Origin of the sequence: Mucilaginibacter sp. R-33 (assembly GCF_049949235.1) — a bacterium.
Taxonomy (GTDB): Bacteria; Bacteroidota; Bacteroidia; order Sphingobacteriales; family Sphingobacteriaceae; genus Mucilaginibacter.
The window spans coordinates 4,155,527-4,177,982 of record NZ_CP188089.1 but is presented as its reverse complement, the minus strand read 5'-3'; the positions used below and the strand labels follow the sequence as shown (position 1 = coordinate 4,177,982).

The window sequence follows — 22,456 nt, the reverse complement described above, 5'->3', positions numbered from 1 at the left end:
GTATGACCCGTCTATCTGTCAACATCAACAAAATAGCCACCCTTCGTAATTCGCGGGGCGGCAATAATCCCGACCTGATCCAGGTTGCTAAAGACTGTGAACGTTTTGGCGCGCAGGGAATCACGGTGCACCCCCGGCCCGATGAGCGCCACATCCGTTATAACGATGTGTTTGAGCTTAAGAAAATTGTTACTACCGAGTTTAATATTGAAGGTAATTGCCAGGAACAAAAATTTATCGACCTGGTGCTGGCCAATAAGCCAGAGCAGGTTACCCTGGTACCTGATGTATTAGGGCAGATCACTTCAAATCATGGCTGGGATACCATCACCAACTATCATTATTTAAAAGATATGATAGCGGTATTTAAAGAAGCCGGCATCCGGGTATCTATTTTTGTTGATCCAATACCTGCAATGGTTGAGGGCGCCGCCAAAACCGGTACTGACCGTGTAGAACTTTATACCGAAGGCTATGCTACTCATTTTCCGCAGGGGAAAGAACTTGCTATTGCTCCTTATATCGAGGCCGCAAAAGTTGCGCAACAGGCGGGATTAGGCCTTAATGCCGGTCACGATCTGGATTTACATAACCTGAAATATTTTGCAGAAAATATACCTGGCCTGCTCGAAGTAAGCATTGGTCATGCCCTGGTAAGTGATGCCTTGTACTATGGCCTGGAAAACACTATCCAAATGTACCTGAGGCAATTATCGTTAACGGATAATGCTTAAGCTGCCCGATAATAAGCCACAGCCCGAGCTTAGGTTAATGATATAATAATAGCTGCCCGTAGGTAATGGTTTGCCATTATAGGTGCCGTTAAACGGGCGGGCGTATCCTATGGAGTTAAAAATATTTTTGCCATACCGGTTAAATATTTTTACGGTTGCCGCCGGATAGTTCTCCATGCCGACTATTTGCCAGTAATCGTTTATACCATCGTTATTGGGCGTAATTGTATTGGCGATATTAAGGTTTGAAAGGCCTACACTTACATCAACCTTTGTGCGGGTGCTTTCACAAGCGTTGCTAAAACGGCTTATATAATAACTCCGGTTGGCGGTAACGTTCACTTTAAATTTGCCATTGGGTTCCTCATCAAGCGGAGTAGTACTGGTTTCACTATCATAAAGCCTGTAGGTTGACGTTGCTACCGGGTTTTTTACTGGTATTATTGTTTCGCCCGGACCGCACAATTGAAAGCTGCTTATTATGGGCGGATCGATAACAAGCTCCTGGTTAAGCAGGGTAATGTGATAGGGCACAGCGCAGCCGTCCGGATCTATGGTTAGCGTATATGTTCCGCCGGGAAGCCCGTCGATATCCAGTGTGTTGCGTATTACATCTCCGGCTTCATTTGTCCACCTTAATGGTGGTGTACCACCGTTTGTATTGATAAGCTTTAAATTACTGATGCTGCCATTGGCCGCATCGCAGGAAGCACTCACTTTTTGAAGCCCTGAATCATCAATGCCGGGATTTGAACTGGTTAAGGTTATAGGGATAGATTGGGCAAAACAATTGCCGTTGTAACATTTAGCATAATAAGTGCCAACACCCACATTTTTAAGTTTAGGGCCGCCGGATTGAACTAACTGGTTTTGATCATTATACCAGTCGATACCAATAACATTCTTTAAATTTTGCAGGGTGATTGATCCGTTGTTTTTAAAACAAGTTGGATTAACCTTCACATAATCGGCCGCCGATGTCGAAATGACCGGTTGGGTATATTCGGACGAACTGTTATTAAGTGTAGCGTTGGCCACCAGTTTTTTATTATGAAAATCGCCGGTAAACTTCCAGTTACCTGTTGCATCTGCAATAATGGTAGTGAGGTATTGTACCGGATTGCAAACCTGGCAATCAGTATTATCATTATAAATATAAATTGCGGCTCCGGGCGATGCCGTTCCTGAAAATTCGGCGGCACTGTTTACAATTACATTTATGTTGGGAATCGCTGTTCCGTTTGATATAAGGTAAGGGTTTGTATTGCAGGAAATACTGTTTTTGGCGATAGTAATATTGGTTGATTCGACCGCATAGAATGCGCCGCCATCATTACTGAAAATATTAATGTCGTTATCATTATCATCGCCTATAAAAGCATTGTGGCATTTAAATAACGACATCCCCGAATTTCCAGGTATATTGCTTTGTTTATTGCGCAGAAAGTAAAAGCCATTTACTGATACAAACTGAAACGTTGTAACACAGAAGTCATTGTCGGTTACCTGCACGTTGCTTCCCTGGAAGTGTAAAAGAATTGAAGCGTTTCCGCGGTTATCCTGACCGTTCACATCAAGTGAAAGTGAGTTGTTGATAAACTTATTATCAGTTCCGTTTAAGGCTATCGCGGTAGCAAAATAGTTTCTTTCTTTGGAGGTAGGGCCACCCACTAATGAGTTATCGGCGGTTATATCAAGCGCATACCCTAATTCAACAACATTTGTTCCCGATTCATCATAACCAATAAAATTTGATTGGATATTGATGTTATCATTATTCTTTGAGTCCGTTAGTGAGTTGGTGCCGCAATACACACCGTAGATGTTATCGCAAAAAACATTTCCTTTATCCGGTGCGCCTATGGTAATATTGGTACAATCGTAAGCCGATATAGCAGTGAAGAGAAGGTTGCCGTTAAAGTTTGTGAGTTTGCTGCTGTAGCCTTTTATGCATAAGCCATATATTTCCACATTGGTAACTTCGGTCATCAACAGGGCTGCTGCCTTAGTCCCCGGAAAAGTATAGCTAACATCAGGTATGATATAAACCCTGGCGTCACTTCTGCCGAGTTTGGGTGTTGGCTGTGTGCTGCCGTCGATAATTAAATTAGAGGTAACCTCGGGGAGCTGCGTAAAAAGTGTGATGGTCACGCTGCCCGGCAGGTTAAAATTAATAATATCCTGCTGAATTGTGCCGTTAGCGGCTGCATTAGTAAGGGCCTCACGCAGTGTGCCTGTTCCTGTATCGGCATTACTCGTAACGGTAAATACCGTGGCCTCTGCATTTAAACAGGTCAGCAATAAAAATAGCGTGAACAGAAACAACTTGTGTTTCATGGCGGCAACACAATCTGGAATGTTAGTTTATAAATTGATTTGGGCAATAAACTGGTGTTAGTATTGGTTGATATTGCCTGCCAGTAAGTTACGATTTTTGTTGATATATTGTATGTAATATACCCGCCGCAAAGGGGAGCGGCAGGTTATTCATGATGTTGTTAAATTTACCTGATCAAGGTAAGGTTGCCCGATAGCAGCTTACAAGGAGTATTGAGGTTAATGATATAATAATACACCCCCGAAGGCAGCAGCCAGCCATTAAACTGCCCGGAAAATGGCGTGGCGTATTCTTTTGATTCGAATATCCTTTTTCCGTAACGGTTAAAGATCTGAACTAAGGTGCCGGGGAATTTTTCAAGGCCTTCTATCTTCCAGTAATCATTTACACCATCGCCGTTGGGGGTTATGGTATTGGAGAATTTTACGTCGACCAATACAACTTCGATATGTGTTTTGGTGCGCGGGCTTTCGCATGACCCTATGCTGTATGAGATATAATAATCACTGGTTTCGGTTATTAATACTTCAAAATTGCCGGTATTACTGGTTTGAAGCGGCGTTGTTGACGCAGCATCGACATATAAATTATACATGCCTGTAGTTTTGTTTAAAACAGACAGGCCCACTTTTCCGGGCAGGCAGATCCGTTGGTCGTTTAATACCGGTGCGTCTGGGATAAATTTTTGGTTGCCAACCTCCTTGCTGAATGGTAACGGAATTGCACAGGTAGTGTTATCAGTAACTGTCAATGAATAAGTGCCTTTGCCCACATTTATTAAATCTTTATCGTTCCCCACGGTATTGCCCGTCGCGTCGGTCCAGATAAATTTATATGGAGGTACACCGCCGGAAACATCAATGCCTGTAATACTGCCCAATAGCTGGTCGCACTCATCTGTTTTGGCTACCGGGGCATTATTTGCCGAAAATTGTAGCAAAGGGGTTGCCTGTATTACCCAGGTGCCGAGCACAGAAGCACATCCGTTTTTATCGGTTACATGAAGCGTATATGAACCGGGAGCGGCGTTTGGAACATCGGTACCGTAACTTACTGTTGTACCGGCTGCATCAACCCATTGATAAGAACTTGGCTTTATACTTCCCTCAAAATCAATATGCAGGCTGCCATTGTTGAGCCCGCAGGTAGTAGGTGTGTTAATAAGGTTTTTAATGGTAAATACCACGGGTGCCAAACGGTTAACCGTAAAATAGGCGTCGTTGCTGCATTGCGTATGAGTATTTAACGCATTTAGCCGGTATGTACCATCGGCGAGATCAAAAATATCAAGGTTAGTCTGGTTAGTAGTGATGGGATTGCCATTTGGATCATACCACTGATATTTGTCTGCATTTTGAACATAAACCCCCGTTATTGCCCCGTTATTTTCCCCACATTTCGCGGGGGTTACAGCCCCGCCATAAAAGATTACCGAGTATGTTTCTGTAATGGTTATCGGCGGGGTAGAATAAGGACTGCACTCGCTTTGATCTGTGAGTACGAGGGTATAGGTACCGCCTTTAACTCCTACCAGATCTTTTGAAGTCCTAACGGTTTTGCCCGCGGCATCCAGCCATTTGTAGGTAAGTGTACCTATCCCTGAGGGGATGGGTGTAATGTTTTTTATGCTGCCGTCGGCTATACCGCAACGGGCAGGGGTCACAGCCATTGTAGATAAGTCATAATCGGGGCCCGGTTTGGCTTTTATAGGTGGCGTAAGGGTTGATGTTGCCGAACAGCCGGCCTCGTCCTGAATAGTTACAGTAAAAGAGCCTTCGGGTAGGTAGGGGGCCTGGGTATTGGCCACTACGTTGCCGTTCTTGTCCTTCCATGTAAAAGTGAGATTGCCTGCACCACCGGTAAAGTTTACGTTAAAAGGGAACAGTTTTTGGCGGCATTCCGGAACAGGGACAATTACGTTTTGGATCTTGATCCGAAGATCTTTTATTTCAAAAAGTTGTGTTACCTTCTGGCAGCCACCCGGGTATTGAACCGTGAGCTGATAGGTGCCGGGTAAAAGGCCCGAAACATTCTGACCATCTTTTATTGCTGTAAGGCTGCCGTTCTGCTCCTTTTTATCCCAGTGAAATAATAACCCGCTTCTGTCTTGCTTTATAGTGATGCTGCCGGGGGTACAGGTATAATGTTTAACAACTATATCATCATCACGTATTACCAACGATGAAAACGGAGAAGTGTTGTTACTGCCATCGGTAGCAGTGGCTATTACTGCTTTGGCGATACTGCCTGAATATGTCCATTTGCCGCTCGCATCCGACTGAACGGTGGTAATATAGGTTTTGCCCTGACATATAGTTCCGCAATCGTCTGAGAAGAAAAGTTCGATAGCCGAGTTTGGTGTAGCTACTCCCGATACCGCTGTACTGCCAAAATTGAGCACCTGCACAAAAGGAACGGTGTAATAATTACTCATGACGCTTATGCCATAATCTTTATTACAAAAAATGCTGTTCCGGGTTATGAGTGTATGCCTGCTGTTAAGGGATTCAATGCCATACTGATTATAACCAATGTAGTTTTTATTTGCTGCATTCGGCCCTCCAATGGTGCCCGACGAACTTTCGCCAACCCTGATGCCTTCGCCGTTTCCCAGATCGGCCGTGCCGGTTATATCAGTGCCTATCTTATTACCTGTAATATTAAATGTAGCCTGCTCAATAGCGATCCCTGCAAAACGTTGCCCCGAAATAATATTGGCGCTGATATTCGCCGTAGTATTAGTAGCATTGATACTGATGCCATAAGCCTTCATAAACGCGTTCTGCTGAAATATCGGGATGTTTTTAAAATCCTTTTTGCCGGTATAATCAGTGCCTATTTTGTTATTTTGAATATTGATAGTCCCTGGCACCACAGTAAAATTGGACGTGTTGCCGATACCGATGTTTACAGCGTTGGCCGATATGATGTTGCCCATATTGGCATTTGCACCACCTATGTTAACAGTTTTGCTGATGAAAAGGTTCAATCCGTCAAAATTGCTGGCGGCTGTATAGCCGTCGTCAAGTAAACCGATTATATTGCTTTGAATGCTTGCATCGGCAAGGCCGTTAACGTTATAGTAGTTTGAATAATTAACAATACCATTAAGGTTTCCGCATATAACGTTGCCTTTGCCCGGCGCGCCTATTATGATATTTGAGGCATCACCTAAAATATAAATACCCGAACCCTGGTTAAAATCGGGATTGGAGAAATTGGTGATCTTGGCAAAGTTGCGGATATACAGGCCGTAGATCTCAATGCTTTTTGCTACCGCCCCTCCCGAGTTTGGATCGCCGTTAATAAAAAGACCGCTGAAATTTACAGGCGTTGTTTCAGGCTCAATGATAACCCGTGCATCAGATACGCCAAAAGCTATGCCAGCTTGACTTGTGCCATCAATAACAACGTTAGATGTAATGGCAGGCAACTGGCTTCTTAGCCTGATGGTTCTATCAGATACGAGTGTTCCCGGTAATTTAAACTGGATGATGTCCTGTGTTGCGGTACCGTTAGCTGCTGCATTTGTTAAGGCTTCGCGAAGTGTTCCGGGACCGGCATCTATATTGCTGGTTACTATAAATGTAGCACCGAGGGCCACATTGCAACACAAGATCGATATGAGTAGTACTAAGAGTGATAATTTTTTGATAAACATGATTTAGGTAATCAGCTGCAAAATACACTTTTTTGCTGTAAGTACACTGTGAATATTATATTGATCAGGTGGTGGTTATACAATAAACAACATCAAAATGGTGAAATGCTGTATAGTTACCTGATGATTGACAAACTGCCTGAGAGCAAATTGCAGCTTTTACCGAGATTTAAAATATAATAGTACACTCCCGAAGGAAGTCTGGTGCCATTATAAGTTCCGTCAAATGGTACGCTATAACCTTTTGATTCAAATACTTTTTGCCCGTACCTGGTAAATACTTGGACTATTGCCTGCGGATAGTTTTGAGCATTGTTTATTTTCCAGTAGTCATTTTTACCGTCGCCATTAGGTGTGAACGCGTTTGGGATATCAATAGCAGATAAGCTGATGGTTATTTGCGCCTGGGTTCGTTCGCTTTCGCACTGGCCGCTAACCCGGCTTATATAATAAGTGCTATTGGGGTTTGCTTTGATTTTGAAGATGCCATTGGTTTGTTCATCCTGGTACTGAGTGCTTGTTTGCGAATCATAAAGACGATAGGTATTCCCGGCAGATGGAGAACTGACGGATAGCAAAGCTTCGCCCGGAGCGCATAATTGCAAGGGGGCAATTATCGGCGCATCTATGCTGCTGTTTTCATTTAAAACAGTATAAATGCGACTTGCCATAACGCCGCAACCGCTGGCGTCCTGAACCTGCAGCGTGTAATCCCCGGCACCGACGTCTGTAAGATCTTGCGATGTAAACAAATGCTCACCGGCTACATTAAGCCATAAATAGGTGTAGGGCTGTGTGCCGCCTTTAACCTGAATGTTTTTTATACTTCCCGTATTTAATCCGCATTGATCGTCGGTACGGGTTTCTGAGTTTGCCACTATTTGCAGGGGATCAATTTCGTTAACGGTAAAATCATGCGGATAAAGCGTTTCACAGCCGTTTGCATCGGTAAAGTAAACTTTATAAGTGCCGGGTTTAAGGCCGTGCGGATTTACATCTGTGCCCGCGGGTTGGCCGTTGCCATCAATCCAGCGCATGGTTTTAACCAGGGGATCAGTTGTAAGGGTGATGGAACCACTATTTTGGCCGGAACAACTGTTAGTAATGGAGAAGGGATAAACAGGGTAGGTGGTGGGTTGAGTGGTGTTTATGGTATACTCTATGCTTTTTTCGCTGCATCCGAAATCATTGCTTGCAGTCAGCTGATAAGTACCTGGTCCAACATCCCTAAGATCGCTTGAATTACTTGCAATTTGGTTGTTGATTTTATTTATCCACTGATAATGTGTTCCGTTTGATGCGGTTATGCCGGTAATTGAACCAGTAGATCCATTACAGCCCGGATTGGTTGTTTTTAAATTAGAAAGGTCAAGGTTGATAGTGAGTGATTGAAGCTGAATCGGTTTTGAAAATGCTGAGCCGCATCCACTTCCCTTAACCTCGAGCGTATAGGTGCCGCTTGGTACGCCGGTTAAATCAAGGTCGTGTCCTACCTCAATGCCGCTTTCATTTGTCCAACTATAGCTATATGTATTGTTGGTATTAGCCAGGTCGTAAAGTTTTATATTTTTTATAGAACCATCAGACTGACCGCAATTCGCTGGGTTTTTAATAACCTCGCTGTCATCTACATTTAGAAAAAGGTATGGTTTAGTGAACTCGGAGGTGGATCCGTTAAATGTAGCTGATGCGATAACGCTCCCTTTAACTAAGCCGTTATAAGCCCAATTGCCGTTATTGTCTGTGTTTGCTGAAGCGAAATAAGTTTTTGGGGAGCAGGTATTGCAGTCATCGGTATAAAAAAGCTCAACCACCGAATTAGGCGTGGCTGTTCCAGTGATATTGCTGGCTGTTAAGTGCGTTATGTTGGCTACGGTTAAGGGTTGATAATCACTTTCGAAGTAAACAGGATAAATGTCATGTGTGCAAAAAAAACTGTTTTTGTTGAATGAAACCTGGCCGCTGGTCGTGATTCTGAGAGGCTTACAATAGGCAATAACATTTGCATCTGCCGGATTATTGCTACCAATAAGCATTATGCCATGATCCTGAAAAATGGATATACCCCCTAAAGGACCCACTTCCAAAGGGTGAGACTTTGTTCTATCGATACCGATATAGTTTCTTAAAATTACCACTCGTTTTCCCGGACTGGTTATATCAAGAGGCGGATATGTTTTGCTTGATAATATATTGTCCTCTACATTATATGTATAATTATCATTGTTATCGCTGCTTGATAACATTAAACCGAATGCCGAATGGGTTGAGACTTGACTTGAATAATCAACTCCGATATTATTAAATTTGATATTGATAATAGCAGCAGGATTAATAACTCCTCCATTGCCCTCTCCAAATGCTAATCCCGTGGCAAATATATTGCGCTCAGCTTGGCTACCACCTATCGTTACAGCTCCTAAAACATTGCTAATTCCTACAAGATTTATTTTGAGCGGCGCTAAAGTCACACCGTCTGGCGCGATACCAAAAAAATTGCTTTTAATGACTAAATTTTCAATATGTTCGGTGTTGTCTTGAAGCGCATAGGTTCGCAATGGATTAAAAAAATTGTTGGCAACGTTACCCTTGCCTGCCTCTCCAATAGTAATATTATTGCTGTTTTCTATAAAAAAAGCAGACCAGTCATAAAACATAGAAGCACCTGATACATCAGTTAAATTGTTGAGATATAAACCCAATATGGTAATATCATGCTGCTGCGAGATTTTTAAACCTTGCAGGTACTGTTCAACCGCGGTACGATAAAATAAGCCTACTTTGGCATCGCTCATTCCAAACTTGACACCCGGCTGCGTAGTTCCGTCAATTACTAAATTTGATGAAACATCCGGTAATTGTGTAAACAATGTTATCGTCCTTCCCGCCTCGCTCAAATCCGGTAAATTAAAATAAATGTAATCTTTTTCCGCACTGCCATTGGCCGCGGCTAAGGTTAATGCTTCGCGCAAGGTACCCGGCCCCGAATCGGCATTGCTGGTTACCGTAAAAACAGCCGAAAAGCTTTTAAAACTGATGAAAAGAAAAATAGTGATAAAGAGTAAAACTCGCCTGCCCGTCATGTTTAGGTATTCAAGAGCCAAATTACATTTTTTTCCTGTAAATGCATTGTCAATATCATATTAGCTAATTGTTACTCATGTTGCAAAATCGTACCTTTGCGGTAAATTTAAGAGGGACGATTAATTCATGAAGTTGAATACAACCTATCAGGAGCAGTTTCAGTCGAGGCACATTGCTCCAAGCTCGGCCGACACGGCCAAAATGTTAAAAACCATCGGTGTAAGTACGCTTGATGAATTAATAGGGCAAACCATACCGCAAAAGATCAGGCTTGCCAAACCGCTTAACCTGCCCGCGGCAAAAAGCGAGTTCGATTACCTGAACACCTTAAAGCAAACGGCTTCAAAAAACAAAGTTTTCAAGTCATTCATCGGCAAAGGTTACTATGATGTAATTGTACCGGGCGTTATTCAGCGCAATATTCTTGAAAACCCCGGATGGTACACGCAGTATACCCCGTACCAGGCCGAAATTGCACAAGGCCGCCTGCAGGCTTTGCTAAATTTCCAAACCATGGTTATTGACCTTACCGGTATGGAAATTGCCAATGCTTCGTTGCTTGATGAAGGTACTGCCGCTGCCGAGGCTATGTTTATGCAATACAGCCTGCGTAAAAACAACAGTGCCAACGTTTTCTTCGTTTCCGAAGAAGTGTTCCCGCAAACTATTGATATCTTAAAAACCCGTTCAGAGCCTTATGGCATTGAGCTGAGAATAGGCGACCACCGTACCGTTGACTTAACCGACGATATGTTTGGCGCTATTGTACAATATCCTGCAGGTAATGGCGCGGTTTATAACTACGCCGATTTTGCTGCAAAAGGACATGAAAAAGGTATTAAGCTTACCGTTGTTGCCGATATCATGAGCCTTGCACTATTAACCCCTCCGGGCGAATGGGGCGCCGATATCATAGTTGGTTCATCACAACGTTTTGGTGTACCGATGGGTTTTGGCGGCCCTCATGCCGCTTTCTTCGCTACTAAAGAAGAGTATAAACGTTCTATCCCGGGCCGCATCATCGGTGTTACTATCGACAGCGCCAATAATTATGCCCTGCGCATGGCCCTGCAAACCCGCGAGCAGCATATTCGTCGCGATAAAGCTACATCAAATATCTGCACAGCACAGGCACTATTAGCTATTATGGCTGGAATGTACGCCGTATATCATGGTCCGGATGGTATCAAAGCGATTGCCGAAAGGATCCACGGTTTAGCCGTATTAACAGCTAAAACCTTAGGGCAGCTTGGCTATGAGCAATTGAACGAAGCTTACTTTGATACTGTTAAGTTTGATGTGGGCAACCTTGTTGGTCCTATCCATTCGGAAGCATTAAATAACGAAATGAACCTTAACTACGAAGGTTCAATAGTAACTATAGCAATTGATGAAACCACTTCGGTTGAGGATATCAAAACGATAGTAAGGTTCTTTGCCAAAGTTAAAGGTAAAACATTTAACGATGTTGATTTTGATGGCGTTAATGCAAGCCTTGAAACGGTTATTCCTACAGAACTTCAGCGCACCTCTGCATATTTAACGCACAGCCTGTTCAATACCCACCGGTCTGAACATGAAATGCTGCGTTATATCAAATCACTGGAAGCGAAAGATCTTTCGCTTTGCCACTCTATGATAGCTTTAGGCTCTTGCACCATGAAACTGAACGCTACTACCGAAATGGTACCTGTTACCTGGGCCGAGTTTAGTAAAATTCATCCATTTGCCCCAACCGACCAGGTTGGCGGTTATATGCAGTTGTTTGATGAGATCAACAATTGGCTAAGCGAAATCACCGGTTTCGCAGCCATGAGCCTGCAGCCAAACGCCGGTGCGCAAGGCGAGTACGCGGGTTTAATGGTAATCCGCGCTTATCACAATGACAGGGGCGACAGCCACCGTAATATTGCTCTGATCCCTTCATCGGCACACGGTACCAACCCTGCATCGGCAGCTATGGCCGGCATGAAGATAGTGGTGGTTAAGTGCGATGATAACGGAAACATTGATGTTGCCGACATGCGCGCCAAAGCTGAGCAATACAAAAACGAGCTTTCATGCCTGATGGTTACTTATCCATCAACGCATGGTGTGTTTGAAGAAAGCATTATCGAAATTTGTGAGATCATTCATGAAAACGGCGGCCAGGTTTATATGGACGGTGCTAACATGAATGCCCAGGTAGGTTTAACCAGTCCGGCCAATATCGGTGCCGACGTTTGTCACCTCAACCTGCATAAAACATTCTGTATCCCTCACGGTGGCGGTGGCCCCGGCATGGGCCCGATCGGTGTTGCAAAACATTTGGTGCCTTATCTGCCAGGCCATGCTGTGGTTGATATCGACAGGGGTAAATCAATTCATGCTGTATCTGCAGCACCATGGGGTTCTGCATCTATCCTCATCATATCACATGCTTACATTGCCATGATGGGTGCCGAAGGCTTGACTAACGCTACCCGTTATGCTATCCTGAATGCCAACTACATTAAAGCCAGGTTACAGGAGCATTACCCTGTACTATATGCTGGTGCTAATGGCCGTTGCGCGCATGAAATGATATTGGATTGCCGCTCATTTAAATCGGCAGGTATCGAGGTTACGGATATTGCTAAACGTTTAATGGATTATGGTTTCCATGCACCAACCGTATCATTCCCGGTTGCGGGTACGGTAATGGTTGAGCCGACTGAATCAGAGCCTAAGCATGAGCTCGACCGTTTTTGCGATGCCATGATCTCTATCCGCCATGAAATTGCCGATGTGGTTGATGGCCTGTCTGACAAGGGAAATAACCCTTTGAAAAATGCACCTCATACCGTAGCTGTAATTACCGGTAACGAGTGGGAGCATCCTTATACCCGTCAAAAAGCGGCATTCCCGCTGCCTTACGTTGCTGCCAACAAATTCTGGCCTTCGGTAGGCAGGGTTAATGACACTTATGGCGACAGAACGCTGATCTGCTCATGTCCTCCGCTGGAAGAGTATGAGTTTGAAGAAAGCGTGATTGAATAGATTTTAAATCAACCCTCCCCTAAACAAGGAGGGTTTTTATTTTTCGCAGAAATATATATTATGAGTTCAGCTAATCCCGAAGGCAATACAAAAGTCTCCCCCTTTAGGGGAGATTTAGAGGGGCTTATCGCCCAAACACCACAGCCCCCTTATTATGCGGTAATATTCACATCCCTACGTACCGGTGTAGAGGAAGGCTATGGCGATATGGCTGTTGAAATGGTTGAACTGGCCCGGCGGCAGGAAGGTTTTCTGGGCGTTGAATCGGCGCGTAACAATGTTGGAATAACGGTGTCTTATTGGCAGTCGGTAGAAGCTATTAAGAATTGGAAAGCTAATGCCCGGCACCTGTTTGCCCAGCAGCAGGGGCGCGATAAATGGTACCTGAATTATAAAGTACGCATTTGCCGGGTGGAGCATGACTACGCCTTTTAAATTCAATGGCTAATTCCTGTCTCGTATTTTTTTGAACCTTATTAATTGGCCAGATCAAATAAAATATTCACGGTGCGGAGCCGTTTAAATGTATTGTTTTTTATAATTTACAACTATAAGGAATATAACTTTTTGAATCGCGGTCTCGTATAAAACAACGCGCTTAAATTATAGATATGAATATTAACAATAAAGCCATAAGTGTATTACTGGTTGATGACGATGAGATAAATAACTTTATCTCCATAAAACTGATAAAGAAAGCTTTACTTAATACAGAAATTATGGCCTGCCTGAATGGAAAATATGCGATTGAGCAACTTTCTGATATTCAGCGTAAAGACCCTAATAAACTACCCGATTATATTTTGCTTGATATTAATATGCCCATTATGAATGGCTGGGAATTTTTGGATGAGTATAAGCGCCTCAACCTTGATCCCCTGGGCAAAAGCAAGATCTATATTATTTCATCATCTGTTTTCAGCAACGATATTAACAAAGCGCGTTCATATCCGTTGGTGAAAGATTTTATCTCCAAGCCGCTCAACGTTGAAAAAATAAAAGAGCTTTTTGAGGTAACTGCCGAAAATTAAACCGGTTTAACCTTAAAATGGTCTCCTTCTGTTTCAACGGTTCCGATAGTGAATGATTTAGCATGGTAAAACAGGCATTTCCATCCTTCGGCGGCAGCTTTTTTACCATATTCTTCCCGCAGCATCATAGCCTTGCGGCCATCCATATCGTACTTAGCTATGAATTTCCTCAGCAGCTGCTCTGGTTCGGGAAGCTCATCGCCACCAAAAAATACTTTCTCGCCTTCTATATCAAACCAAAATACCTGATGCGCAGGGCAATGACCACCCGAATGTTCATACCTGATGCCCGGTTTAAACTCGCCGCTGCCTTCAACGAAAGTTATCTTAGCTCCTCCGGCCTGTAACGCTTCAAATATTTCAACATGGTACGATGAGCCTTTGCCGCTGATCCCAAACTCCCATTCCTGTTTATTGATCACGTGCTCAGCCTGCGGAAAGCTGGGTACTAATTTACCATTCCGTTCAACTACCAAACCGCCTGAGTGGTCATAATGCAGGTGAGACATCATTACCAGGGTTATATCATCCGGATCGAAACCCGCATTACGGATGTTTTGGTGCAGCATGAGCTCGTCGCGCGTATCTTTAAAACCAAGACCGGTGTCTAATACTATTAAATCGGTTTTTGTTTTGATGAGGAAAGGGTTAACGTGAATGAACAACGAAGCCGGGCGATCTTTGGGGTTGTCAGTTTCCGGGTTGAACGGGATAAATTTCTTGGTTGCATCAACCGAATATGAGCCCTCACCTAAAGCAAAAAATTCCATAGTAAACGTAGTATCAGATTTTGAATGTAACTTTGGCTCTTTAACAGAGCATAAGTATATTTACTGTTTCAAGCTGCAAAGATATGAATAAACGTTGGGCGCTAAAGGATAATACAAACCATGATGATGTAATAAAATTAGCCGCCGAACTCAATATCGATACCGTATTAAGCGCTATGCTTGTGCAGCGTGGTATCACCACCTTTGAAGATGCCCGCTATTTTTTCAGGCCCGATCACCGGCACCTGCATGACCCATTCCTGATGAAGGATATGGAAAAGGCCATCTTCCGTATAGAACAGGCCATGGCAGCAGGCGAAAAGATCATGATCTACGGTGATTATGATGTGGATGGCACTACGGCTGTTGCGCTAACCTACAGTTTTTTCAAAAAGCTGTATGCCAATATTGAATATTATATCCCCGACCGCTACAAAGAAGGTTATGGGGTCTCTACCCAGGGGATTGACTACGCTGCCGAGCATGGTATTACGTTAATCATAGCGCTCGACTGCGGCATTAAATCAGTTGATAAAATTGACTATGCCAATGAAAAAGGCATCGATTTTATTATCTGCGATCACCACTTACCGGGCACATCTATCCCGAATGCGGTGGCAGTGCTTGACCCTAAACGCGAAGATTGTGAATATCCATATAAAGAATTATCCGGCTGCGGCATTGGCTTCAAGCTGATCCAGGCCTATGCCGAAAAGAATGATATCCCGGTTGAAGAAGTAAACTGCTATCTCGACCTGGTGGTGATCAGTATTTCATGCGATATTGTGCACATCACTGGCGAAAACCGGGTGCTGGCACACTTCGGCCTGCAAAAAATAAATACCGATCCGTGCATCGGTGTTAAAGCGTTAATGGAAATAGCTGGCCGTACCGGGCCTTACAACATATCGGATGTAGTGTTTTTGCTTGGTCCGCGCATTAATGCGGCGGGCAGGATAGATGACGCCAAACATGCCGTTGAATTACTGATAGCAACAGATAAAGACGTTGCCAAAGAAAAAAGCGCCATGATCAATGTGCGTAACACCGAGCGAAAAGGGCACGATCTTAACATTACCGACGAAGCGCTTGGCATGATAGAAAGTAATGAGGTATTGATTGCCCGTAAATCGACTGTGTTATTTAACGAGGACTGGCATAAAGGGGTAATAGGTATTGTAGCCTCGCGACTAACCGAAAAATATTACCGCCCTACCATTGTGCTTACCCGCTCAAACGGGCATGTAGCCGGGTCGGCACGTTCTGTTTTAGGATATGATCTGTATGAAGCGCTTTGTGGCTGCAAAGACCTACTGATCCAGTTTGGGGGGCATAAATATGCTGCAGGCCTTACTATGGCTCCGGAAAACCTCGAAGCTTTTATTGAAAGATTTGAGGAGGTAGTGAGCTCTACCATAAAACCGGAACAATTGATACAGCAAATACAAATTGACGCCGAATTACGTTTAAGCCAGATAGAACCGAAATTTTTCAGGATCCTAAATCAATTTGCTCCCTTCGGCCCCGAAAATATGGCGCCGGTTTTCATAAGTAAAAATGTGTATGTTAGTGGTAACGCCGGTTTGGTTGGCGGATCGCACATTAAAATGAGCGTAATGCAGGAAGGATCGGCAGCATTTGATTGCATAGCCTTTAACCACGGCCAGTACCTGGAACAATTAAGGCCGGGTGTCCCGTTTGAAATGTGTTATTCGATAGAAGAAAATGTTTGGCGCGAAAGAAGAACGATACAGTTGAATGTGAAGGGGATAAGGTTTGGAGATTAGAGGTTGTTAAAAAAAGCGTCATTGCGAGGTACGAAGCAATCCCAAACTATACAGGGCGGCTTTGCTAATCGGGGATTGCTTCGTACCTCGCAATGACGGCATGAAGATAATATCAGGGTAATCCATGAATCCCATAAATCATGGTTCAGACAAAAAATGATACTAAGAGCAGATAATTTAGTTAAGAAATACAAGCAGCGTACGGTTGTAAACGACGTATCGTTTGATGTGGCGCAGGGCGAAATTGTTGGTTTGCTTGGGCCTAATGGTGCAGGTAAAACAACCTCGTTTTATATGATAGTAGGTTTGATAAAACCTAACGAAGGCACCATTCACCTGGATAATCAGGATATAACGCAAGATCCGATGTATCGCCGTGCCCAAAAAGGGATAGGCTACCTGGCACAGGAAGCTTCTGTGTTTAGAAAACTTTCGGTTGAGGATAACATCAAAGCCGTGCTGGAAATGGGCGATATGTCTAAAGAAAAGCAAAAAGATAAGCTGGAAGAGTTGATCGATGAGTTTAGCTTGCACAAAGTGCGTAAAAACCGGGGCGATCTGCTATCGGGCGGCGAACGCCGTCGTACAGAAATTGCCCGTGCGCTTGCTGCTGAGCCTAACTTTATTTTGCTTGATGAGCCCTTTGCCGGGGTTGACCCAATTGCGGTAGAGGAGATCCAGGCGATGGTGGCCAAACTGCGTACCCGCAACATCGGTATATTAATAACCGACCACAACGTGCAGGAAACGCTATCGATCACCGACCGCGCATACCTGCTTTTTGAAGGTAAAATATTAGAATCAGGCGTACCCGAGGTATTGGCTGAGAATGAAATGGTGAGGAAAGTGTATCTTGGGGCAAACTTTGTGCTTAAAAGAAAGGTTTTTCCTCAATAATAACCCTATGACCCTCTTTAACTCCGTATTTACCTGGTTCATGAAAAAGCGTATCCACCAGATAGAGCTTTTTATGAAGTACCCTAATGAAGTGCAGGAAGAATGGTTTGAGCAACTTGTATCGGTTGCTGAAAACACGGAGTGGGGCAAAAAACACCATTATAAAAGTATCGAAAATCTGGGCCAGTTTAAGGAGCGCGTCCCCATACAAAATTACGATACATTAAAGCCTTACATTGAGCGGATGCTTAAAGGCGAAAAAAATGTGCTGTGGCCTTCAGAGATCCGCTGGTTTGCCAAATCATCAGGCACTACCAGTGACAGGAGCAAATTTATCCCGGTAAGTGAAGAAGCGTTGGAAGAATGCCACTTTAAAGGTGGTAAGGACCTGCTTACCATTTATTTCAATAATCAGCCTAACGCCCGTATGTTTACGGGGAAAATCCTGACGCTCGGGGGCAGCCACCAGATCAGTCAATTAAGTCCGGATACTTCCTTTGGAGATCTTTCGGCAGTGATTATGAAAAACCTGCCCATGTGGGCTGAGTTTCACCGTACACCGCACCTGGATATCGCTTTGCTCGAAAATTTTGAGGAAAAGATTGAAAAGATAGCCCATGCTACCAAGGATGTTAATGTTACCAGTATCAGCGGGGTACCCACCTGGAACCTGGTGCTGTTTAAACGTATCCTGGAGATCACCGGCAAAAATAACCTGCTTGAAATTTGGCCCAACCTGGAAATGTATTTCCATGGCGCGGTGAATTTTACACCTTACCGCGAGCAGTTTAAAAAGCTGATCCCTCACGAGGATATGTATTACCTCGAAAATTATAACGCTTCCGAAGGCTTCTTTGGCATACAAGATACCAAAGAGCCCGGCGATATGCTGCTGATGCTTGATTACGGTGTTTTTTACGAGTTTTTACCGATCGAAAACCTTCACGATGAAAACCCTGAAACGCTTACCCTTGATGAGGTGGAACTGAACAAAAACTACGCGCTCATCATATCAACCAATGCCGGCCTGTGGCGCTACATGATAGGGGATACCATTAAGTTTTCATCCCTTTCGCCATTCAGGATCCAGATCACCGGTCGTACAAAACATTTTATTAATGCCTTTGGCGAAGAAGTGATCATTGACAATGCCGAACGTGCATTGGACGAGGCCTGCTCGCAAACAGGCGCCATTATCAGGGAATACACCGCAGCTCCCGTATATTTTAACGGCAATGAATGCGGTGCCCATGAGTGGATTATTGAATTTGAAAAGAAACCGGCCGAGTTTGAGCGTTTTGTTGACCTGTTGGATGAAACCCTGCGCCGCATCAACTCCGACTATGACGCCAAACGTTTTAAAGACCTTGCCCTTCGCCGCCCGATAGTTCGTCGCGCGCCTGATGGTACTTTCTTTAACTGGATGAGGGAAAAGGGAAAATTAGGCGGTCAGCATAAGGTACCACGCCTGGCTAATGACAGGGAATATGTTGATGCTATTTTGAAAATGATGGAAGGGGCTTTTCAGAATCAGGACTTTAAGAATTAAGAAGCAAGAAAAATATAAAGTTGTTATAGTGAGTAGCAGGCCGGAGGCCTGGGGATATTTACCACTCGGCTTGAGCCGAGCGGTGGCGGGAAAATAGAAATAAAATAAATAAATAAACAAACACGCTGACGCTCGGCTCCAGCCGAGTGTCGACTATCAAGCGGCCTCCCGGCCGCCGTAGCAAAATCGAAGCCTAAGCCAAAGAATGTCGGAATTTAGAAAAGCCAATACAGATCGCCCGTTTTTTGTAACCCTCACGGTAGTTGGCTGGATAGATGTTTTCACCCGGTCTGAATATTGCGAAGATTTTTTAAATAACCTGGAATTTTGCAGAAAAAACAAGGGTTTAAAGGTGTATGCTTATTGTATAATGAGTAGCCATATTCATCTGATTGTTGAATCTGAGGAAGCAAAGCTGCCTCAAATTATCAGAGACTTGAAAAGTTATACCGCTAAGCGGATTATAGCGATGATAATTGATAGTCAAACAGAAAGCAGAAAAGAATGGCTGCTTTATATGTTCCGGTATTTTGCAAATACTACGCAACAAAATAGCGAGTACCAGTTTTGGCAAAGAACAACTCATCCGACTGAACTAATAACTGCCAAAGTATTTGATCAGAAGGCAGATTATATCCATAATAACCCGGTTGAAGCGATGATCGTTAATGATCCGATCGCGTATGTGTATAGTAGCGCTAATCCGGATTCGGTTTTTAAAGTTGATGAGTGACCTTTGTTTTGGTTACGGCGGCCGGGAGGCCGCAAAATAGTCGACACTCGGCTGGAGCCGAGCGTCAGCGTGGTGTATGTAGGGGAATAAACAAAAAGCGCCGGCGCTCGGCTCCTGCCGAGTGCCAAACTATCAAGCGGCCTCCCGGCCGCCGAAGCTCAAATCTGGTAAGCCTCCCAAATCTTCACCGCCTCCACGGCCTCTTTCACATCATGTACCCTCAAAATATTGGTACCTTTCGTCAATGCAATAGTATTTAAAGCTGTAGTACCATTCAACGCCTCTTCCGCCGTATTCCCCAATAAACCGTAGATCATCCTTTTACGGGAGATGCCAGTAAGCACCGGTAAACCCAACATATTAAATTCATTCATCCGGCTCATCAATTCATAGCTATGCTCAGCTTTTTTGGCAAAGCCGAAGCCCGGGTCGAGGATCACGTCATGTACGCCAAGGCGTTTTAATTCGCTGTATTTCGAGATAAAATAATCAAACACCTCACCAAATACATCATCATACTCTGCCAGTTGGTTCATGGTTTGCGGGGTGCCTTTCATATGCATCAAAATATATGGCACCTGCAGGCGGGCAACAATAGCAAACATGTCACCATCAAGCATGCCTCCTGATATATCATTGATAATATGTGCGCCGCCCCTTATAGCCGCTTCGGCAACACCGGCGCGGAAAGTATCCGTCGATATAATAGCTTCCGGAAATTGGGCAGCAATAGCTTCAACAACAGGCAATAACCTGTCTGTTTCTTCCTGTGCTGAAATATCAACCGCTCCGGGGCGCGATGAATACGCGCCAATGTCCAAAAATGTTGCACCATCAGCGAGCATTTTTTCTGCTTGTTTTAAGGCTTCATCAACACCGGGTTTGCGGCTGTCGGCAAAAAACGAATCGGGTGTGATATTGATAATGCCCATCACTTTTGGCGATGAAAGATCAATCAATCGGCCCCCGGCATTAAGTGTAACTTTTTTACGGAAAAATGTATTTTTAGTCACGGTTAGTTAAGTGTTGCAAAGTTATAATACGGCAAAGTTAACTAACTTTACAGGCGCAGGCTTCAAAACCTTCCAACATTTAAGCTTTACAACGTTACAACAAACAAAACACATCATCTTTTGACTAATACAGCAGCAGAATACGAAGGCGTAATTAATATATGTAAAGGCCTTTTCATGAAAAAGACCCGCGACTACGGCACCGCATGGCGCATCCTCCGTCCGCAATCCATTACCGATCAGATTTTTATCAAGGCCCAGCGCATCCGCACTTTGGAAGAGAAGAAAATTTCAAAAGTGGGCGATGATATCACCGGCGAATACATTGGCATTGTTAACTATTGTGTGATTGCCATGATGCAGCTGGAATGCGGCCCCGAAATGTCGACCGAGCTTAACCCTGATCATGTGAGCCAGATGTTTGACGAGAAGGTGAATGAAACCAAAGAACTGATGTTTGCCAAAAATCATGATTACGGCGAAGCATGGCGCGATATGCGCATCAGTTCATTGACAGATCTGATACTGATGAAACTGCTCCGCGTAAAACAAATAGAAGATAATCAAGGCCTTACAGAAGCTTCAGAAGGTGTAAAAGCCAACTACCAGGATATGCTGAACTATGCCGTTTTCGCGCTCATCAAGCTTAATATACATCTCGGCAAATAAAGCTTATGAAAAATACATCATCAAATAGCGCTGTAATATGGATCCCACGCTTATTGGTGGGCTTGTTGTTTATATTTTCGGGAGCGATCAAAGCCAATGATCCGCTGGGCTTTTCGTATAAGCTGGTTGAGTATTTTGAGGTTTTTCATATGACTTTCCTCAATGGGCTTGCGCTTACGATGGCTATTGTATTATGCGCGCTTGAAATGTTGCTGGGTTTCGCTTTGCTCATTGGTGCCCGCGCTGTTAAGGTTGCCTGGGGATTGTTATTGCTGATCATCTTTTTTGGCTTCCTTACATTTTATTCGGCTTTTTTTAAAGTGGTGCAAACCTGCGGCTGCTTTGGCGATGCTATCCCTTTAACGCCCTGGCAGTCCTTCAGTAAGGACATGGTTTTGCTTGCTTTGGTGCTGGTATTGTTTGTAAAACGCAAAGAAATTAAGCCATTATTTAGCGCGAAGGTTGGCGATAAGTGGCTGATCTGTGCTGCCGTAGTTTCGGTTGGCTTCGGCGTATACACCTACAACTTTTCGCCGGTCATTGATTTTTTGCCATACAAAATAGGTGCTAACCTACCCGATGAAATGAAGATCCCGCCCGGTGCACCTCTTGACGAGTTTGAACTTACCTATCACCTCAAAAACAAAAAGACAGGTGCTACCAAGGTGATGAACGATAAGGAATACCTTAAAAGCGATATCTGGAAGGACGCCAGTTGGGAGGTTGTTGGTGACCCGGAAAACCGCCTGGTAAAAAAGGGATATGAGCCTAAAATTCGTGACCTGGCTATTCAGGATGAACAGCGGAATGACTATACCAAAGAATTACTTTCGAGCCCTTTTTATAGCCTGTTCATTGTAGCCTATGATTTGAGCGAAACAGATAAAGATGCGATCAGTCGCCTCAACGCATTGGCCATTAATTTGACTGATAATTATAATATCCGTACCGTACTGCTCACCTCAAATTCCGCAGCCGATGCCAAAGCGTTTGCCAAAGAGCATAAACTGATCAGCGAGATCTTTTATGCAGACGGTGTTCCGCTGAAATCAATGGTGAGGTCCAATCCGGGCGTTTTGTTAATTAAGAATGGCACCGTTATTAATAAGTGGCATTATCATTCGGTGCCTAAATACGAAGACATAGTAAAGGAATACTTACAGAAATAACCA

15 protein-coding genes are annotated in these 22,456 nt (G+C 44.0%); 10 read left to right on the top strand and 5 right to left on the bottom strand.

Features of this window, described 5'->3' with window-relative positions:
• The first annotated feature begins 2 nt into the window (after positions 1–2).
• Positions 3–734 (top strand): pyridoxine 5'-phosphate synthase, encoded by a 732-nt coding sequence (locus tag ACP26M_RS17170; protein ID WP_176622280.1) that lies wholly within the window; start codon positions 3–5, stop codon positions 732–734.
• Here ACP26M_RS17170 and ACP26M_RS17165 read toward each other — a convergent pair.
• From ACP26M_RS17165 to ACP26M_RS17155, 3 genes are all read right to left on the bottom strand, one after another.
• Entirely contained in the window at positions 717–3,071 is a 2,355-nt protein-coding gene (locus ACP26M_RS17165) for a gliding motility-associated C-terminal domain-containing protein (RefSeq protein WP_426581751.1), read from the bottom strand. The genes ACP26M_RS17170 and ACP26M_RS17165 overlap by 18 nt on opposite strands.
• A gap of 167 nt (positions 3,072–3,238) precedes the next feature.
• Complete coding sequence (locus ACP26M_RS17160) at positions 3,239–6,733, bottom strand: gliding motility-associated C-terminal domain-containing protein (RefSeq protein ID WP_426581749.1); 3,495 nt, start codon at positions 6,731–6,733, stop codon at positions 3,239–3,241.
• Positions 6,734–6,849: 116 nt separating this feature from the next.
• Positions 6,850–9,816, bottom strand: coding sequence for a gliding motility-associated C-terminal domain-containing protein (locus tag ACP26M_RS17155; protein WP_426581747.1), 2,967 nt, complete (start codon positions 9,814–9,816; stop codon positions 6,850–6,852).
• A gap of 127 nt (positions 9,817–9,943) precedes the next feature.
• Between ACP26M_RS17155 and gcvP the strand changes: the two genes are divergently transcribed.
• The 3 genes from gcvP (at position 9,944) to ACP26M_RS17140 (ending at position 13,866) form a co-directional block, all read left to right on the top strand.
• On the top strand, positions 9,944–12,835 hold the full coding sequence (gene gcvP, locus ACP26M_RS17150; RefSeq protein ID WP_426581745.1) for an aminomethyl-transferring glycine dehydrogenase: 2,892 nt from the start codon (positions 9,944–9,946) through the stop codon (positions 12,833–12,835).
• A 60-nt stretch (positions 12,836–12,895) separates the two neighbouring features.
• Complete coding sequence (locus ACP26M_RS17145) at positions 12,896–13,270, top strand: antibiotic biosynthesis monooxygenase family protein (RefSeq protein WP_426581743.1); 375 nt, start codon at positions 12,896–12,898, stop codon at positions 13,268–13,270.
• Between the two features lie 176 nt (positions 13,271–13,446).
• Positions 13,447–13,866, top strand: coding sequence for a response regulator (locus ACP26M_RS17140; RefSeq protein WP_426581741.1), 420 nt, complete (start codon positions 13,447–13,449; stop codon positions 13,864–13,866).
• Here ACP26M_RS17140 and ACP26M_RS17135 read toward each other — a convergent pair.
• Positions 13,863–14,636, bottom strand: coding sequence for an MBL fold metallo-hydrolase (locus tag ACP26M_RS17135; protein ID WP_426581739.1), 774 nt, complete (start codon positions 14,634–14,636; stop codon positions 13,863–13,865). The two genes, ACP26M_RS17140 and ACP26M_RS17135, sit on opposite strands and share 4 nt — an antisense overlap.
• 83 nt (positions 14,637–14,719) lie before the next feature.
• Here ACP26M_RS17135 and recJ point away from each other — a divergent pair, with 83 nt between their 5' ends.
• The 4 genes from recJ (at position 14,720) to ACP26M_RS17115 (ending at position 19,602) form a co-directional block, all read left to right on the top strand.
• Positions 14,720–16,423 (top strand): single-stranded-DNA-specific exonuclease RecJ, encoded by a 1,704-nt coding sequence (gene recJ / locus ACP26M_RS17130; RefSeq protein WP_426581737.1) that lies wholly within the window; start codon positions 14,720–14,722, stop codon positions 16,421–16,423.
• A 156-nt stretch (positions 16,424–16,579) separates the two neighbouring features.
• Positions 16,580–17,320 (top strand): LPS export ABC transporter ATP-binding protein, encoded by a 741-nt coding sequence (lptB, locus tag ACP26M_RS17125; protein WP_091172299.1) that lies wholly within the window; start codon positions 16,580–16,582, stop codon positions 17,318–17,320.
• A 7-nt stretch (positions 17,321–17,327) separates the two neighbouring features.
• A complete protein-coding gene (locus ACP26M_RS17120; protein WP_426581734.1) occupies positions 17,328–18,869 on the top strand; it encodes a GH3 auxin-responsive promoter family protein in 1,542 nt (513 codons plus the stop codon).
• Positions 18,870–19,074: 205 nt separating this feature from the next.
• Entirely contained in the window at positions 19,075–19,602 is a 528-nt protein-coding gene (locus ACP26M_RS17115) for an REP-associated tyrosine transposase (protein WP_426581732.1), read from the top strand.
• Between the two features lie 158 nt (positions 19,603–19,760).
• Here ACP26M_RS17115 and folP read toward each other — a convergent pair whose 3' ends face one another.
• Positions 19,761–20,615: a dihydropteroate synthase gene (folP, locus tag ACP26M_RS17110; RefSeq protein WP_426581730.1), complete on the bottom strand. Its 855-nt coding sequence runs from the start codon at positions 20,613–20,615 to the stop codon at positions 19,761–19,763.
• Positions 20,616–20,792: 177 nt separating this feature from the next.
• On the opposite strand from folP, the gene ACP26M_RS17105 reads away from it, so the two are divergent.
• Positions 20,793–21,284, top strand: a complete 492-nt coding sequence (locus ACP26M_RS17105) for a DUF1599 domain-containing protein (RefSeq protein ID WP_090534301.1) — start codon at positions 20,793–20,795, stop codon at positions 21,282–21,284.
• Positions 21,285–21,289: 5 nt separating this feature from the next.
• The gene (locus tag ACP26M_RS17100; protein ID WP_426581727.1) at positions 21,290–22,453 is read left to right on the top strand and encodes a BT_3928 family protein; all 1,164 of its coding nucleotides are present in this window, start codon (positions 21,290–21,292) and stop codon (positions 22,451–22,453) included.
• The last annotated feature ends 3 nt before the right edge of the window (positions 22,454–22,456 follow it).